This is a genomic window from Endozoicomonas sp. ALB091, assembly GCF_049310265.1.
In the GTDB taxonomy this organism is placed as follows: Bacteria; Pseudomonadota; Gammaproteobacteria; order Pseudomonadales; family Endozoicomonadaceae; genus Endozoicomonas.
In genome coordinates this window covers 22506-37952 of record NZ_JBLYNQ010000006.1, presented here as the reverse complement: position 1 = coordinate 37952, position 15447 = coordinate 22506, and the positions used below count along the sequence as shown (strand labels likewise).

Genomic DNA, 15447 nt, shown 5'->3' with positions numbered 1-15447 from the left:
TGACCTTTGAAATACATCGCAACCGTTATTGATCTGGCATTTTGCCCCATTGTCAAGAGTGCGTCCAGTTTGTGCGTGTTACAGGAGGTTAACGACAGTTACGAAGCATTTCATGCCCGTTTCAGACAAGTTCAGACATCTGTAGTTGTTCCGGAGGCTATCAGCAGTTTTGTCAGCTTTTGATGCAGCTGCAAGGCGGTGATTTCACCCTGGGATTTTAGTGCAGGCAACTCACTCCCACTGGCATCAAAAAACAGCATGGCGGGAGGTCCGAACAGTTGATGCTGGTTGAGGAACTGCTGGTGTTCCAGCGTATTATCGGTGATATCCAGCTTGATCAGGGCTATTCTGGCCAACTGATCAGTGACCAGCGGGTCTGGGAACACGGTCCGCTCAATGATTTTGCAGGATATGCACCAGTCAGCATAGAAATCCACCAGGGCTGGCTGGTTGTTCAGGGCTGCGTCTGCCAGCAGGTTATTCAGTTCATTCACTGTTGTTACGGTCTTGAAGCGGGAACTCTCTGTCTGTTCAGTGGTGCTTTCTATTGCAGTGCTGCTTTTACCCAATAACGGATTCAATGGGTCACTATTGCCCATGGCGGCACCAATAATCAGGCAGGTCCCATAGATCAGACAGAGTATGCCGACGGTCTGTCGGAACATCTGGTGCGCTTCTTTCAGATTGGTGTGAAGAGCGCCCAGGAATACGGCGCTGCCAATTAGCAAAGCACCCCACAGGAAGAGCGTGACTGATGGAGCGATAACCCGTCCCAGCATCCAGATGGCGACGCCCAGAAGTAATACGCCAAAGAATGAGCGAACACCGTTCATCCAGGCCCCGGACCTTGGCAGCAAGTGCCTTCCGCCTAACGCCAGGACAAATAAGGGAATGCCCATGCCCAGACCCAGGGCAAACAGTGTCAGCCCACCAAACAGGGCATCACCGGTTGAGCTGATATAGATCAGTGCACCGGCCAGGGGTGCCGAGACACACGGGGAAACCACCAGCGCAGACAATAACCCCATCACGGCAGCCCCCGACAAGCTGCCTGAATTTTGCTGGCTGCCACTGAGTTTGTCCCGAACCCGGGCGGGCAGCTGTAACTCGTAAAGGCCAAACATACTCAGGGCCAGCAGCGCAAAGAGTATTGCCACAGGGATCAGCAGCCATGGGGATTGGAGTTTTGCCTGAAGGTTCAGACTGGCACCAAACAGCCCCATTAATGTACCGGCAATGGCAAAGATGGCTGACATGGTGAGTATATAGGTCATCGTCAGGGCAATGGTCCGGGTTTTGGTCTGTGCCCTGGTTCCCAGTATCAGGCTGGACAGTATCGGGAACATGGGCAGGACACAGGGCGTCAGGCTAAGGCCAATACCCGCGAGAACAAAAAGGAGTAGCGCAATCGGCAGACTGTTCTGTTCCAGCTGCTGCTGGAAGGCGTTCCCGGAGTCTGATACCGCCATAAGGGTAACACTGGCTGAAACGGGCGAATCATTGACTTGGGTAATCACCAATGGAATAACAACTTTATGGGGTGGATAACACAGTCCAGCCCTGGCACAGCCCTGGAAGCCGATTTCCAGTTCCGGCAGGTTGCCTGAATGGTTGGCAGGAACTTTGATAACCAGGTTTTCACTGAATACTTCCAGTTCTTTGTTGTAATAAGGGTCAAAAATCGCTTCACCGGCAGGATAGTCAGCTGCACCCAGTGTTGAGATATCGGTTACCGGCGTAAAGGTGAAACGGTGCTTATAAAGGTAGTGCTCTGGTTTTACAGCAACATTAATGATCGCCGAACCCTGCTCAATTTGCCCGGTGAATTGAAAGGCTTCTTCGACTGGAAGAAAACCCTGGTTTTTTCTGGGTTCTGCCCCGAATAACTGGCTCAGATTGGCCTGAGCAGATATTGAGATTACCAGACTCAGGAAAAGGGGCCAGAGCAGGCGGAGTTGGCATTTTGGCATATAAGCAGCTGTTTATAATGGTGAATACTATGTATTGTGCAGTGATATATCAGAGATGCAAGTAGAGAGGGGCTTACAGAGAAAAGAAAACAGCAGAAATGAGTGGAAAAGCTCAGGTCGAAACCTGAGCCATAAGGAAAGTCAGCCTTTATAGTTGGCGGCAGACTTTTTGATGACTTCCAGGGCCGCTTCGGAACCTTCCCAGCCATCAATCTTGACCCACTTGCCAGGCTCAAGATCTTTATAGTTTTCAAAGAAGTGTTCAATCTGCTGGAGCAGCAGGGCTGGCAGATCTGTGTATTCTTTTACGTCTTTGTAGAGCGTGGAGAGTTTGTCGTGAGGAACGGCAATCAGCTTCTCGTCACGGCCACTTTCGTCAGACATGTTCAGCATGCCGACAGGACGGCAGCGAATAACTGAGCCCGGGATAACCGGGTAGGGTGTCACCACCAGAACGTCCAGAGGGTCGCCATCGTCAGCCAGGGTCTGGTTGATGTAACCGTAGTTGGCTGGGTAGAACATTGGGGTTGCCATAAAGCGGTCAACCAGAATGGCATCCATATCCTTGTCAACTTCGTACTTAATTGGCGAAGCATTGGCAGGGATTTCGATAATGACGTAGATGTCTTCTGGCAGACTTTTGCCAGCAGGAACAGATGAATAGCTCATTGACAGTCAATCTCTGTGTGAGGTCAGTTTGAAATTGCCGCGTATTATATAGAGTTTGTTACGCTCTTTTCCACTTGTAAGGGGTATCCCGCCCGGGAACCCGGGAGTGCATCTGGGCCTGGCTTGCTGGCATTGCATATTTCCGGCTGCTTATGCTCAGCTATCTGCTTGATTGAGAGCTAAAATTAATTCATTGTCAGTCGCTGGCGTGAGCTGGATTCATAAGCCAAAGGAGGTGATTGTGAGATCGATCACTGTTGAAGATTGCATGACCCCCAAAGTTGTTACCGTTTCTCCGGATATTCAAGTTGCTGAAGCCATCCGTATTCTGCTGCAACACAATATTACGGCAGCACCGGTAGTCGACAATGAAGGTACGCTTATCGGGATTCTTTCAGAATCAGACTGCCTCGAAGGGACATTGAATGGCAGCTATTTTTCCCAGGATGCGGGATTGGTGCGTGATTATATGACCATTCAAGTGGTCACCGCTGCCCCACAAGAAGATATTATCACTGTGTATCAGCGATTTATGACCGATAAGGCTTACCGTGTTCCAGTTGTTGAAGATGGAAACCTGGTGGGCATACTCAGTCCCAAAGATTTGATGTCTGCAGTTCTCGAATTTTATGAACGCCCGGTCGATTCTGCATAATTGACTTGCCAACCCGGACGATTCATTGATTATCTTGATTCATTCCATGAAATACCTGCTTTCAGGGTTATTACTTTAATTTATATTTTTAATTAATAAATTTTTTTAATTCCCTTTGTTTATTAATTTTGCTTTTCATTCATCAGCTAGACTTTTTCTTTATAGATTGGATATTTTTGAAAAGGAATTTGCATGGGCAGCACAATTTCTCCTCCTACGGGCCGTCATCCGTCATCACCAATTGATGGTTCGTCCTCAGAGTCTGAGTCAGGAAAAGAGGGGACTATGGTTACTCCTTATGGCTCTCGTAAAGTGACGGCCTCCAAAGTGGGCAAAGGAGATCCTTCTGTTCGAGGTGAAAAAGCGCATGATTCTGTAGTTCACCCTCCGGGGGAGAGAACGGTTAAACCTCAACAGGACTCATTGCCATCTTTAAATCCAGTTCCTGATGATGCTGAAGATGGTCCGGGGCCAAACCTTGATTCTACTGAAGCGAGATTATCGGCACCTGATTTGCCTGAAAGAGCATCTGCTGATAATACACTGCCCAATAATGAAGGGTCACGTTCATTTCCATCGACTCATGATTCCCGTGTTGAAAAGGGTTTGTATTGTGATCCATTAGAACCTGAACACCATGAAACAATCTTATCACCGGTTGACGAAGATGAAATTATGTCGGTAACCACTGAGCTTGCAGAAGAGCCTCGTAATGTCAGGACACATGAAATGTTGCCCAGGCATGATTCCAGCAGGTTGTTTGGGCCTGAATTTGGCACAGCAGTGGGACAGATTGTCAGAGAAAACAGAAATCCTGAGCATTCTGAAAGTAAGCTTCCGGCTCGTATTAAACCGCTTGCGGCTCATAGTAAAACGTCATCGATGGATGATGAATCGGACGTTGCCAGCGTTTCGATCGAAGGCGGTGGTCTTGATGATGATCCAACCGTTAGGAGTGGTGGTTCAGTCACTATTGAAGGAGGGGGGGATAAAACCAGCAAAAAGCTATTTCAGCGAGTATTGGGTGCAATTAACAAATTGTTGAATGTGGTCAAAAATAACCCGCTATGGGCTGGATTTGTGATTTGCAGCGCCATTTTTCTTATCACTCTCATGGTAGGACAACCTTATGCAGCGATGTTTTTTGCAATTTGTGCCCTGGCTTTTCTGGGCGTGGCTTTGGGGGTAACAGCGTATAATCTTAGTAAACCGCAGAATCCATCACAGAGTAATAGTGGTCAGAACCAGAATCCACAAAATCCACAGAGTCCACAAAATCCACAGAGTCAACAGAGTCAACAGAGTTCACAGAATTCTCCGGAAGACAGAACACAGACTGACCCAGAGACATCAACCACCAGAACTGAATCTGGCTCAAGCCCACACCCAGGTCCCGGTGGCAGGGATGACAGGCAGACGATAACAGAATCACGGCGACCCCCTGTCAGTAATGGCAGAAGTGAGCCACCTGTCACAGGAGGCAGGGCCTCCAATGCGGCAACGCAAACGGTGGAGGGAGAAAATACCAACGATCTTGCAACAAATCTTGAAAAATTCACACAATTGATCAACGAAAACTTCAGTCCATTCTCAAGTAAGGTTCATGCTCCAGAACAATGGAAGAAGAACTCTCAGGAACCGGACAGAAAAGTTGATAGAGAAACCTTAGAAAAGGTATCGACTGCTGCAGTAGGCCTTATCGACCAGTTTCGCCATATTAAGGACCATAGAGACAGCAAAGGTTCTGATATTTTTCAATATGCCAGGCTGTCTGAGGTTGAAAAGCAAACGAATCAGCTGATGGATTTAATAGAGCCTACAGATGCGTTTATTGAACAATTGACGAATACAGTTTATATGCAATTCGCTGACCCAAAGCTTTCCCCTGATCCAAATGCTTCACCACTGAGCATTGGTGATACGCGCAGACGACTGGAAAATTTTGCTAATAAAGATATGAAGGGAGTTGAGTTTTTTGATCTGTTGGTTGAGTTTGTCCGGGCGGCAAAAGCTTATAGAAAAGGTAGAATGATGTTTGGAGATAAAGCCGGTCCTGATGCTGAATCAGTCCCTTTATCTGTAAAAACTCCGATGTCCGCTCCAAAAGATGATTTGGATGATGAGTTACCAGAATAAGCGGATAAACGGCATTATTAAGTAGTAAAAAACCGAGCTAAAAGTCATTGTCGTAATTTTATATATAAATGATTTTCTGAATTTCTTTTTATAAAAAGAAATCGACCAATGTGTAATTGGCAAGAACGTTGTTTCATAACCTAAAGTTAAAGAAGCGACTTAACGGATATTCAAAATGACAGGGAGTCACTCATGAGTACCTCCATTGGCGGTGTGGATTCTTCCAGTAGCGAATCTGGAGAAAACCCCAAAACCGTTACCTTGAATGATGGCAGGATTAATTCACTCCGGGCTGCCGGCTATACCGATGCCCAGATTGAAGCCTTGTTATCAATGGCTGACCCGGATGATCAGGGTAACTCGCTAACCCCCACCCACTTCTACTCGGTTAATAAGCAGACACTGAACTCGCTTAGATATACGGGACAGCTTGATGAAGCGTCACAGAAGCTGGTTTATTTACAGGCACCTGTCGCCATGGTTCAGGAGGTCAGTAATCCGGCGAACTGGAATGGTGATAATTATATAGGTCCCGGAGCGTCACAAATCAATGCATATCTGATGGGCGAACCAGTGGATTTCACCAAGCCCAGCCTGGACGCATTGATTATGGGCGTGCTGACGGCCCGGGCAGATATTCTCCAGACACAACTGGAAGACCAGATAGAGTCCATCAATCAGAAAAATGATTTGCTGGAAGAGGCCAATATGTATTTGGCCAAAGCCAAGGAGAAAAAGGCAGCGGCTGGCACGTCAGGCTCTTCCATGATGTCAAAGGATATGATTGATTTCTGGAAACAAATGGGCGCTCAGACTGACCGAAGCGGTAATGACGATAGTCATAATGCTGCTGAGTGGGATGCCAATATTGAGCATTTGAAATCAAAAATTGAGTCGCTGACCAGTCAATCACAATTGCAAACCACCAAGCTTCAACAGACTATCAATAAATACAACCAGACGTTTGAAATGCTTTCTAATTTTATCAACAAGTACTTTCAGTCCATAAGTACTATTATTCAAAATATGCGTTAACTCATGGAGGAGTCACACGTGAATAGTGAAGATCTGAATTATGAAGGTGCAGAACTTGAAGACAAGCTCATGAATTTCTTCGGTGAGGGGGGAACCTTCAAAGATTTGAAAAACTTGAGTGATGATGCCATGGAAGCAATATACTCAGTTGCCTACAATCTTTATCAGGGTGGAAAGTACGAAGAAGCAACGAAAGTTTTTCAATTCTTGTGTTTTTACGACCATTTCAATCGTAAATACTTTCTTGGATTAGGTGCCTGTCAACAAATGCAGAAACAATACGACAGCGCCATCGAGATCTTCTCATTTGCTACTCTTCTGGATTCTGATGATCCCCGACCAATGATGTATATCGGCGATTGTCATTTAGCGAAAGGCGACAGGGAAAAGGCTCAGATTTCTTATGAGACTTCCATTGATTGGGCCGGTGATAGCCCGGAATATGCCAAGGATCTGGAACGTGCCAAAAATATGCTGGAAAATCTAAAATAGCCAGGGAGTAAGCAGAATGGATGGTATCCAACAGGGGTATTCGGCGGGGCAGATACCACAACAGGCGGGTATAGACCCATCACTCCGGCAACAACAGACCGATCAGGTTGCGCAAAAAGAAACAGTCAGTCGTGGTTATTCGGAGCAAAACACGGTATCGACGAATCAGGTTCAGGAGAATATTTCTCCTCCCCTTAAGCCGCCGCACAGTCTGGATGTTCCAGCGAAAGGCTCAGATACTCCTTCTGGAAAAGTCCTCAAGGAGATCTCTGTTTTTTCCGAAATCCAGAAGCTGAGTAAAACGAACCCTGAAGCGGTAAAGCTTGGTCTGGCTTCTGAGGCAGTGATCGAACAAGGTGGTCAGGATTATTTGGCTCTGGTCACTGGTGATCTGAAAGCCTTCGCCGAGGGGCCTGGCGGGCGGCCGAATCCACTGGCGGGTCATATCAGTTCTATGCAGAGCAACAAGGACCACCTGTTGTCCATGGGTTACAGTAATGAGCTGGTTGATGGAATGTTGAAATTGGCTGACCCGAAAGATCCGGATAACTCCCTGAGGACCATGCATTCATTCTCTGCCCAGGTGGGTGGCAAACTTGCCGGTGATGACTCGCTTGGACAGCTGGGTGATCTTTTTGCCGATACTTTCAACAAAGTTGCCAACCTGAAAGGGGGACCCACAGACCTTCAAAAAGAATTGCAAGCTGAACTGAAGGCCTTTACTTCAACATTCCTGGATTCAAATAAAACGCTGGATGTGGATACTGCAACTCAAATGCTGATGCAAATTCAGACCAAGTTGCAGGACAGTCGTCTGGTATTCAACCAGGAAAATATCAAAATTAATGAGCAACAGCGACAGCAGGTTTCGGAAAAACGGTTGGCAAAGATTGCCGAATCGATTGAAAAAGCGGAAGAAGCCAAAGAATCAGGAAAGATCGCTAAAATATTCGGTTATATAGCCGTCGCTCTCATGGCTGTTGTTATGGTTGTTATGTTTGCTACGGGTGTTGGTTCGCCATTAGCCATGGGGCTCATGGCCGCATGTCTGGCTCTGACCGTGATGATGACTGTTTCTTCCGAGACCGGCGACTGGATGAACAAGGGAGTTGCCTCGATCTTCGAGGCATTTGGTGCGAATGAAGACCAGGCCATGATTGGCGCGATGGTGTTCTGGTCGTCCTTGATTCTGGTAATGAGTCTTGGTGGTGCGTTTGCCGGAGGGGGGGCCAGTGCTGCGGCTACAGCGGCGAACGCAACTTCTCAGGGTACTGCTGCGGCGGCGGGTGGTGCATCCAGTGCCGCGACAGTCACAGCCTCGGCAACAACGACGGCGGCAACAGCGACAGCCAAGACAGCCAAGATGGCAGCGATTACCACCCGCTGTACCCAGGCCGCCAGACTTACTGGTGGGGCTGCCATGATTGCTGATGGTTCGGTCAATGTTCACATTACCAACCTGAATTATGACGCAGATATGTTAAGAGCCGAGGCGAAAGAGCTGTATGCCTGGATGCTGGCCAATCAGCATGCCATCGATAATCTGACTGAGGATATCCAAAAGGTTATCGAAGATATGCAGCAGGTATGGCAAGTCATGACCAGCATGATGAAAGACAACCACGATACGATGACCAAGCTCAATAGCTCTCTCAAAGGATAATTAATAAAAGTTGCTTTACCCTTAACACTGATACATGGAGGTAACTCATGGCCGAGGGAATTTCTAGTGCAGACCGGGCGGCACACAGTGCAAATATGCAGATGCTCCTTGAAAAACCAGCAACAGCTGACGCAAAGAAAGCGGCAATCAAAAAAGGCGATATTGACTTTCAGCAAGAGAGCGTCCGTCTCGCCTCAACCAAACACGCTAAATCCGAGGTTTTGAACGACCTTAACAAAGCAGGTCAACAGGCCAAGCCGACACTGGCCTCGCCCGATGATCTGTCACCGAACCAAATGACCAATGCCAGTAAAACCCTGGCTACTTTGTCCAAGTCAACCGACGAGGCCATGGAGTCAACCAAACAGCTGTTCACTAATATCCAGAATGGTACGGTGACCAAAGGAGAAACCGCAAAGCTGAAATCACAGGCCGCGCTTCTTGATGATGCTTCTTCGCACATGCAGTTGCTCTCCGGCAAAGGAGTGGAAACCTCTGCAGGAAAGCGGCAGGTACTGGCCGGTATGGGCAGCTTTCAGAAGACTCAGCTGGATAACCTGGAAAAGCTGTCAACCTCTAAAGATATCCAGACGTTTCTTGCCGATCAGCATGGAGGAGCAAAAGGTCTGGACCAGAAAACGGCCATCCTGAGATCTCTGGGTTTTTCAGACAGCCAGATCAAAACGATGATCTCTCTTGCGCCGCCGGATACTGACGGCAGTCGTCTGGATATGATGCGCTCAGCAGGCTCTGATACCAAGGCCGTTCTGCAGGCGCTGGGGTTTGGTGCCGATACGGCCAAAGGGCTGGCAGCACTATTGAACGGCAAACTTGGTCAGCTTGGCAGTGCAGAGCAAAAGCAGCTGCTGGCCAAAATGGGCTTTGGCCAGGAGGAAATACAGGTCATTCTGCAAGCCAGCAATCCTATTTCATTAAAGAACCAGTCCGCCCTTATGCGTAATGCTCCCCAGGGACTTTCACAATTTCTAATGAACAGCAGCAAGGGAATGAACCTGCTTGCTGCTGGTGAAGCCTTTGCGGATATGAAAGTGCTTGAGCAGTTGGTGGATATCTTTGCCGTGATGGAGCTTCTGTTCAAGATGAGTGCCAATCAGCGTGCTGCCTCAAGGGAGTCTCGTTCCATTGAGCAGCAGGCGGCAAAATCTGAGATTCTCAACCAGGCAGAAGAAATGAAGAATGCAGCCCTGATGACTGCCATTGGTGGCTGGGTCAGTGCTGGTACCAAGATCATTTCCGGTGGTATCCAGGTTGGTATGTCAGCTAAAGCCGGTGGACTGGACCAGGGGAATATGCAACGGCAGGTAGCAATTGGTAATGGTCTTTCCCAGATGACCGCTGCAAGCGGTGATATGATCAAGGCTGGTACAGACTACCAGGCAGGCATGCATCAGGCCCAGGGCAAATTACACGAGGCAAACCAGAGAATGCATGATTCTGCTGCACAGTCTGATAGCGAGTTTATGAACCTCCATCAGGATATGGTGAAAACGGTGATCAGCAAGATGGATGAGATCATCCGCTCATGGTTTGAAACGCTCAAATCGACAACAAGAGCCTGATCACAGGTCAATCTGAGCTTGATGACATAATCAAAGGACGTGGTTTATAAGATGTAGCCAACCCTGCGGGTTGGCTTTTTCTTGCACAGAGGGAACGCATGGGTAATCCACTTGGAGGAATACAAGCCTCAGCAGCGGTGCAGCAGATGCAGGCTCCCGGTGCGGCTGGTGAGAGCGCAGCTGGCAAGGCTGGGAAACTGTCAACCGGGCAGGGGGTAGAAGCCTCCAATCAGAAACCATCGATGCTTTCCACTGCCGATGCTGCGGAAGAACTTACCAGTTTGTTGGCTAAGTTCAAGAATCCAAAAGACATTGAAGCCGATAAGGGTAAATCGTCAAGTGCACGGCAGCTTGAATTAATTGAAAAAATCAAGAATGTTGAAGAAGTTCCTGAAACACAGGATTTCAAAAGACGCTTTCCTAAAGAATCAAAAGAGGATTATCGACAAGAAGACTATCTGAAAGGGGCCAAAGAGGAGTTCAAGGACCCTTATCACCAGTATCTTGCGCTTTATGAGATCGCTGTTGATTTTAAAGCCGATCCTGACGCCCTGCCTAAAGATGAAATTTTTAAAGCCATTGAAGCGCTTGAAAATGAGCATCCTCAATATATTGAGATTGGCAGAGAGATCTCAAACGCTGCTGGTAAACTGGCCGAGGACTACCATCCCGGTAAAACCCCGGATGAAGTTCGTTCGCAGTTATACGGTCATGTCAAGGATCATAAATCCCTCGGCGCAGCATTTAAAGACCTGACTAATAACCTGGGTGGGGTGGATGCTGATCCAAACAATAATCAGGTGGCGACCGGTTTTGAGAACTCAGTCGATAGAAGGCTCAGGTTTTTGAGTGGCGAGTTGAATTCCATGACGTCTTCAACGGAAGACACCCACCTGCGCTCAGTGATTAATGATATGACGACCTTGAAAAGGCTGGTGGGTATCCATGATTGCTGTATGGAAACACAAGGGGAGATGAGAAGGCCACCGGTTAGTATTGGGCAATTTGATGGTCAGAAATATATGACCAATGTTCTGGATTTATTGGATCAACAGTTTGTTTCAGGAAGTGACTTTACCAATTTAATTAAGCAAATGGGGTTGAGTGAGCAGCCCGTTGAAGTCAGAACGGCCTTCATGAATAAGACCGCGACCTTGATTCGTGAGATTCCGGAAGAAATTTTTGCCAATGAACAAATTAAAGAAAGCCTGAGTCAAGCAATCCTGGAAGTACAGGATAATCTGGTTTTGGAAGAAGAAGGTTCGGTGAAGACGGATGAAAATTACGGCAAGGGTGGAGAAACCGAAGTCTCGGAGGATGCGTTAAAAGGTTTTCTTGGTTCAAACAGTATTATTGATGATTTGGGTCGTGAATTCAAAGGGGCTCAGGAACCAGATAATCCGTTTATGGCATCCACTGGTGTTCCCACTCTTGGAGCTGGAACGACGCAGCCTGAGCCTGCGGCACAGGGTGAAATGTCAACGACAGCAACTAATGCCACCGTTGATCCGGCAACAGCCACCTCCCCTGAGGTGACTGCCAAAGGAGGTGCCAATGGGGCAACCGAGGTGACGGCAAAGGGCAGCTTTGATGGGCTTTCCGATCAAGAGCTCATACAGAAACAGGATGAGTTACTGGATAAGGCCCGGGATTTGCATCAACGCAAGGATACCAACTTTGTTTTTGACTGCTCATTAACTGCATTGCAACATGCAGAAGAGAATGGTGTTGATATTATTGATGCGCTGAAAGATGTCGCCAGCCAACGGGGTAAAGCCTTTGCCAAAGATCTTAAAGTAGCTATTACACCCGAAGGGGAGGGCAGAGAACTGCAGCTTATCCCGCCAGATACCAAAGCGCTGGGAGAGTGGGTGAAAACTCATCCTGGTCAAAGTGTGAATGATCTGGTTCGTACGGCAATGGAAGTATTGAAAGAGGATCGTGGTCCGGATTTAGATCTTGAGCAGTTAGAAAACAATCTTGCCAGCCTTAAATCAACCATTGCTGAAATAGATTCGAAAATAAAGAAAAGGCCATCTAAATCCTTTCGAGACAGTGTGTCTCCTCACCTCAAAGAAGGTCCCTTCAGTGCTCGTTTGAAGTCGTTCTTTAAGCATCCGTTTGACCCTGTTAGTGAGCCAAAAACACGTCCGCTGGGTACTGATATCTTTGACCGGATGGAATACTCCCACACGTTCAGCATCAGGGCTGAGGAGAAGAGCCTGTCTGTTGAGTCAACCTGGGATGAGTCTGATGGTCAGGATGCCGCGGAGGGTATGCAGGTCCAGGCAACCCTGGATGCAACGGGAAATCAGGAGGTAGATGATGGAATGACGGTTGAAGCAACATTTGAGACTGACAATGCTTCAGTTCCGTCAATTCCTGCCAGGGGAACCGCAGCGTTTATTGCCGCTAAGGTTCAAGGGCAAGTGGAAGGGGAGTTATATGGTGATATTGGTGATGTCCTTAAAGATATCCAGTCAATGGCAGGGGACAAGGCTCAGTTAGAACAGTTACTTGGTTATATGGATCAAGCAAAAGAATCACAAATTGAAATACCTCTACTGGGTGGTAATGAAACCAGGATCGAGACGTACATCCAGTCACTGGTTGATCTTCAGGGGGCTCCGCGGATGAATCCGGGAGGATATGAACCACCAGCGGGTGAAGTGAAAAGTTAAGGAGGACGAATGGATTGGCGTAATAGCGTAGTCTCTGAATTTGCTGAGGCCATGGGTATCAAGGGGTTCGATTTCGGTGATACCGGCGTAGCATGCTTTGAAATTGAGGGTGCCGGATCCTTTTATATGGAACAAAAGGAAGAGGGTGTTTTGATGTATCTGGCCCGGGAGATTGACCCCTTTAACAGCCTGCCCGTTTTAGAAAGTGCACTGGCAGAGTGCCATTACAAAAAGAGCTTTCCTTATCCCTTACAGGTAGGCCTTCAAGAAAATCAACTGGTTATCTGTTTGTTTGTGGATGATTCTGATTTCAACCGCCCCAGTGTGGAGCGCGCTATGCAGTTTTTGATGAACAAGGCAGATGAGCTAAAATTGTAAGATAAAAATATTAAAAAGGTGTTTTAAAACAGATAAGAGGATTTGAAGTACCTCAACCAATCAATAATGAATAGAGGTTACTATCATGGCGGACAATATTATCAAGACGGGTAATCTGGCAGATAAAGCGCTGGAAAAAACGCAGGAAGGCTTTGCCAATCCGAATCAACCAGAAGATGGGGCGGCAGGCCGTTTCGCCCAGCTGGTTTCGCCAGATGGAGCCTCGCAGGCGGCGAACGTTAAACCTATTGACGTGGCAGCTAATCCGGATGCCCCGGCCCTGACGCTGGGAGATAAGGTGCTTCAGGGAATGCAGGGTCTCAGGAATCATGTGGAAGGCAGGGCTGACCTGGTCAAGCAGCACCTGGCACCCGGTGAGGCGATGGGGATGAAGGATATGTTCAAAACTCAAATGGCTATGACCAATCTGATGATTACTGAAGACTATATTGGGAAGATTGTCAGTAAAAGTACTCAGACATTCGATACGCTGTTACGTAACCAGTAATACCCTTTAAACTCCAATTATCCATACGATAGTCTATTAAATTCCATAACGACCAAAGTTACTGAAAACAAAGCGTTTTCAGTAACTTTGTTGCTCTCCCATATGTCACTTGTTTATCTATTGAGAACTAACAGTGACAGATTTTGTCTATTTTTTTGTGCACCAAAATGACAATATTGTTGTGTACCATAAAAATCTGTGTACCAATAATGTGTAAATAGTCAAAAAACGGTATATAGCAAAAAGTAATCAATACCAATAAGAGGAAGTAACGTGCTGAGTGATAAAGAAATTATTCGCATGCATCAGGGTGGGTTTACGGGTAAAAAGGAATTTAAAGTGGTGGATGACGGGGATGGTTCTCTGGCTATTCGCTTTGTGAAAAAAGGTGTGGATTTATATTTTAAGTACCGTGGTGATAAAGGGTTTAAGTACACTAAAGTTGATCGTCATTATTTGGGGAGGGGAGAGGGAATTACCATTGATAAAGCGTTGGAGATTTCCAGAACGGCTGGGTCCATAAAAAATAGCGGTGGTGATTTTATTGGGTATATCCAGACTGCTGTTGGAAAAAAAATAGATGATATAAAGCCGGGTAATGATGTTGAAAAGCCATCGGGATCGGCGGCCACATTCCATCAGTTGCTGAATGATTATTTGGAGCTTCATCTTAAAGGTCGGCGAAGTTATAAAAGTGCAAAAAACTCTTTAAAGAATCATCTGTTTGAAGTGAAGCGTTTTCAATTTATGCTGAAGTTGCCGGCAAATGAAATTCAGCCCTCCCACATTGTTGATATTATTTCCCGACTTATTCATGAAGTGAAGGTGGGGCAGCAGTGCAACAGGGTAAGAAGTATGCTGTCGGCGGCATTTGGTTGGGGGATTAAACATGATCATAATCCCATATTTCAAACCAAAGAACGTAAGCATCTTAAATATCAATTAGAGTACAACCCGGTACAGAACATTCCTGAACAAGGGCATTTGGAAAAAGCTGGTAAGGGCCAGCTGACGGATCGGCAGATATGGGAAGTGTGGCATTTGGCTCCGACCATCATGGGAAAGCCTGGTCTGGTTGCGCAGCTGCTTTTGGCTTTGGGTGGTGTCCGTCAGGAGCAACTGATTACTACACCCTGGGAAAAGGTAACGCTGGAGGGCAGCTACCCTCATATTTTGCTGACCAACGCTAAAGGCAGGTCCAATTATACCGCAGGAGGGCGTGACTATATGGTGCCCTTAAATGAGACAGCAGTGGCATTGTTTTCCCATCTGAAAAGGCTGTATGGTCATTGTGCTTATCCGTTTCCTGGTGGTACAACCGGGCATGAATCTCTGGAAAAGTATATGTCTTATGCTGCATTTAACCGACCTCTGAGCCGGTTTCAGAAGCATCTGAAGAATGTCGTAGGTTCACCTTCTGGCTGGTTTACGATTGGTATGATTCGCGGCAGTATCTCCACCCGGATGAATGAGGCGGGTGTTTCCAAAATGATAAAAGAGAAGATTGCCGGACATAACCAGAGTGACGTTACTACGACCCATTATGATATGTGGGAGTTTAAAAAGGAAAAGCGAGAGGCTGCGGACTTGTGGGAGTCTTATCTGAAGAAAATTATCAGCCTGCCCTATGAAGAAGTGACAGACCGGTTACCGGAAGAAATGGTGTAGCAAGGGCGTCCT

The 15447-nt window shown here is 47.1% G+C and carries 12 protein-coding genes; 10 read left to right on the top strand and 2 right to left on the bottom strand.

The window, feature by feature from the left end; translation table 11 throughout:
• Positions 1-131: 131 nt before the first annotated feature.
• Both dsbD and ppa read right to left on the bottom strand, forming a co-directional pair.
• A complete protein-coding gene (dsbD, locus tag ACO6UX_RS07245; RefSeq protein ID WP_422446254.1) occupies positions 132-1970 on the bottom strand; it encodes a protein-disulfide reductase DsbD in 1839 nt (612 codons plus the stop codon).
• Between the two features lie 141 nt (positions 1971-2111).
• On the bottom strand, positions 2112-2639 hold the full coding sequence (gene ppa, locus ACO6UX_RS07240) for an inorganic diphosphatase (protein WP_101745973.1): 528 nt from the start codon (positions 2637-2639) through the stop codon (positions 2112-2114).
• A 268-nt stretch (positions 2640-2907) separates the two neighbouring features.
• Between ppa and ACO6UX_RS07235 the strand changes: the two genes are divergently transcribed.
• The 10 genes from ACO6UX_RS07235 to ACO6UX_RS07190 all read left to right on the top strand — a co-directional run bounded on the left by ACO6UX_RS07235 (position 2908) and on the right by ACO6UX_RS07190 (position 15435).
• Positions 2908-3294 carry a CBS domain-containing protein gene (locus ACO6UX_RS07235; RefSeq protein WP_422446252.1) on the top strand — a complete coding sequence of 129 codons (387 nt, stop codon included), beginning with the start codon at positions 2908-2910 and terminating at the stop codon, positions 3292-3294.
• Positions 3295-3579: 285 nt separating this feature from the next.
• A complete protein-coding gene (locus ACO6UX_RS07230) occupies positions 3580-5430 on the top strand; it encodes a hypothetical protein (protein WP_422446250.1) in 1851 nt (616 codons plus the stop codon).
• Positions 5431-5622: 192 nt separating this feature from the next.
• On the top strand, positions 5623-6465 hold the full coding sequence (locus ACO6UX_RS07225; protein ID WP_422446248.1) for a hypothetical protein: 843 nt from the start codon (positions 5623-5625) through the stop codon (positions 6463-6465).
• A gap of 18 nt (positions 6466-6483) precedes the next feature.
• Positions 6484-6957 carry a SycD/LcrH family type III secretion system chaperone gene (locus ACO6UX_RS07220; RefSeq protein ID WP_422446246.1) on the top strand — a complete coding sequence of 158 codons (474 nt, stop codon included), beginning with the start codon at positions 6484-6486 and terminating at the stop codon, positions 6955-6957.
• 16 nt (positions 6958-6973) lie between these two features.
• Positions 6974-8620 carry a type III secretion system translocon subunit SctE gene (sctE, locus tag ACO6UX_RS07215; RefSeq protein WP_422446244.1) on the top strand — a complete coding sequence of 549 codons (1647 nt, stop codon included), beginning with the start codon at positions 6974-6976 and terminating at the stop codon, positions 8618-8620.
• 47 nt (positions 8621-8667) lie between these two features.
• Positions 8668-10200, top strand: coding sequence for a hypothetical protein (locus ACO6UX_RS07210; protein ID WP_422446242.1), 1533 nt, complete (start codon positions 8668-8670; stop codon positions 10198-10200).
• 98 nt (positions 10201-10298) lie between these two features.
• On the top strand, positions 10299-12881 hold the full coding sequence (locus ACO6UX_RS07205; protein ID WP_422446240.1) for a TyeA family type III secretion system gatekeeper subunit: 2583 nt from the start codon (positions 10299-10301) through the stop codon (positions 12879-12881).
• 9 nt (positions 12882-12890) lie between these two features.
• A complete protein-coding gene (locus ACO6UX_RS07200; RefSeq protein WP_101745965.1) occupies positions 12891-13259 on the top strand; it encodes a hypothetical protein in 369 nt (122 codons plus the stop codon).
• An 85-nt stretch (positions 13260-13344) separates the two neighbouring features.
• Entirely contained in the window at positions 13345-13767 is a 423-nt protein-coding gene (locus tag ACO6UX_RS07195; RefSeq protein WP_101745964.1) for an EscI/YscI/HrpB family type III secretion system inner rod protein, read from the top strand.
• 273 nt (positions 13768-14040) lie between these two features.
• Entirely contained in the window at positions 14041-15435 is a 1395-nt protein-coding gene (locus ACO6UX_RS07190; RefSeq protein WP_422446237.1) for a tyrosine-type recombinase/integrase, read from the top strand.
• The last annotated feature ends 12 nt before the right edge of the window (positions 15436-15447 follow it).

Bases quoted from the DNA above. Each gene is read 5' to 3' on its own strand.
- dsbD (WP_422446254.1), bottom strand. From the start codon at position 1,970: ATGCCAAAATGCCAACTCCGCCTGCTCTGGCCCCTTTTCCTGAGTCTG.
- ppa (WP_101745973.1), bottom strand. From the start codon at position 2,639: ATGAGCTATTCATCTGTTCCTGCTGGCAAAAGTCTGCCAGAAGACATC.
- ACO6UX_RS07235 (WP_422446252.1), top strand. From the start codon at position 2,908: ATGACCCCCAAAGTTGTTACCGTTTCTCCGGATATTCAAGTTGCTGAA.
- ACO6UX_RS07230 (WP_422446250.1), top strand. From the start codon at position 3,580: ATGGTTACTCCTTATGGCTCTCGTAAAGTGACGGCCTCCAAAGTGGGC.
- ACO6UX_RS07225 (WP_422446248.1), top strand. From the start codon at position 5,623: ATGAGTACCTCCATTGGCGGTGTGGATTCTTCCAGTAGCGAATCTGGA.
- sctE (WP_422446244.1), top strand. From the start codon at position 6,974: ATGGATGGTATCCAACAGGGGTATTCGGCGGGGCAGATACCACAACAG.
- ACO6UX_RS07210 (WP_422446242.1), top strand. From the start codon at position 8,668: ATGGCCGAGGGAATTTCTAGTGCAGACCGGGCGGCACACAGTGCAAAT.
- ACO6UX_RS07205 (WP_422446240.1), top strand. From the start codon at position 10,299: ATGGGTAATCCACTTGGAGGAATACAAGCCTCAGCAGCGGTGCAGCAG.
- ACO6UX_RS07200 (WP_101745965.1), top strand. From the start codon at position 12,891: ATGGATTGGCGTAATAGCGTAGTCTCTGAATTTGCTGAGGCCATGGGT.
- ACO6UX_RS07195 (WP_101745964.1), top strand. From the start codon at position 13,345: ATGGCGGACAATATTATCAAGACGGGTAATCTGGCAGATAAAGCGCTG.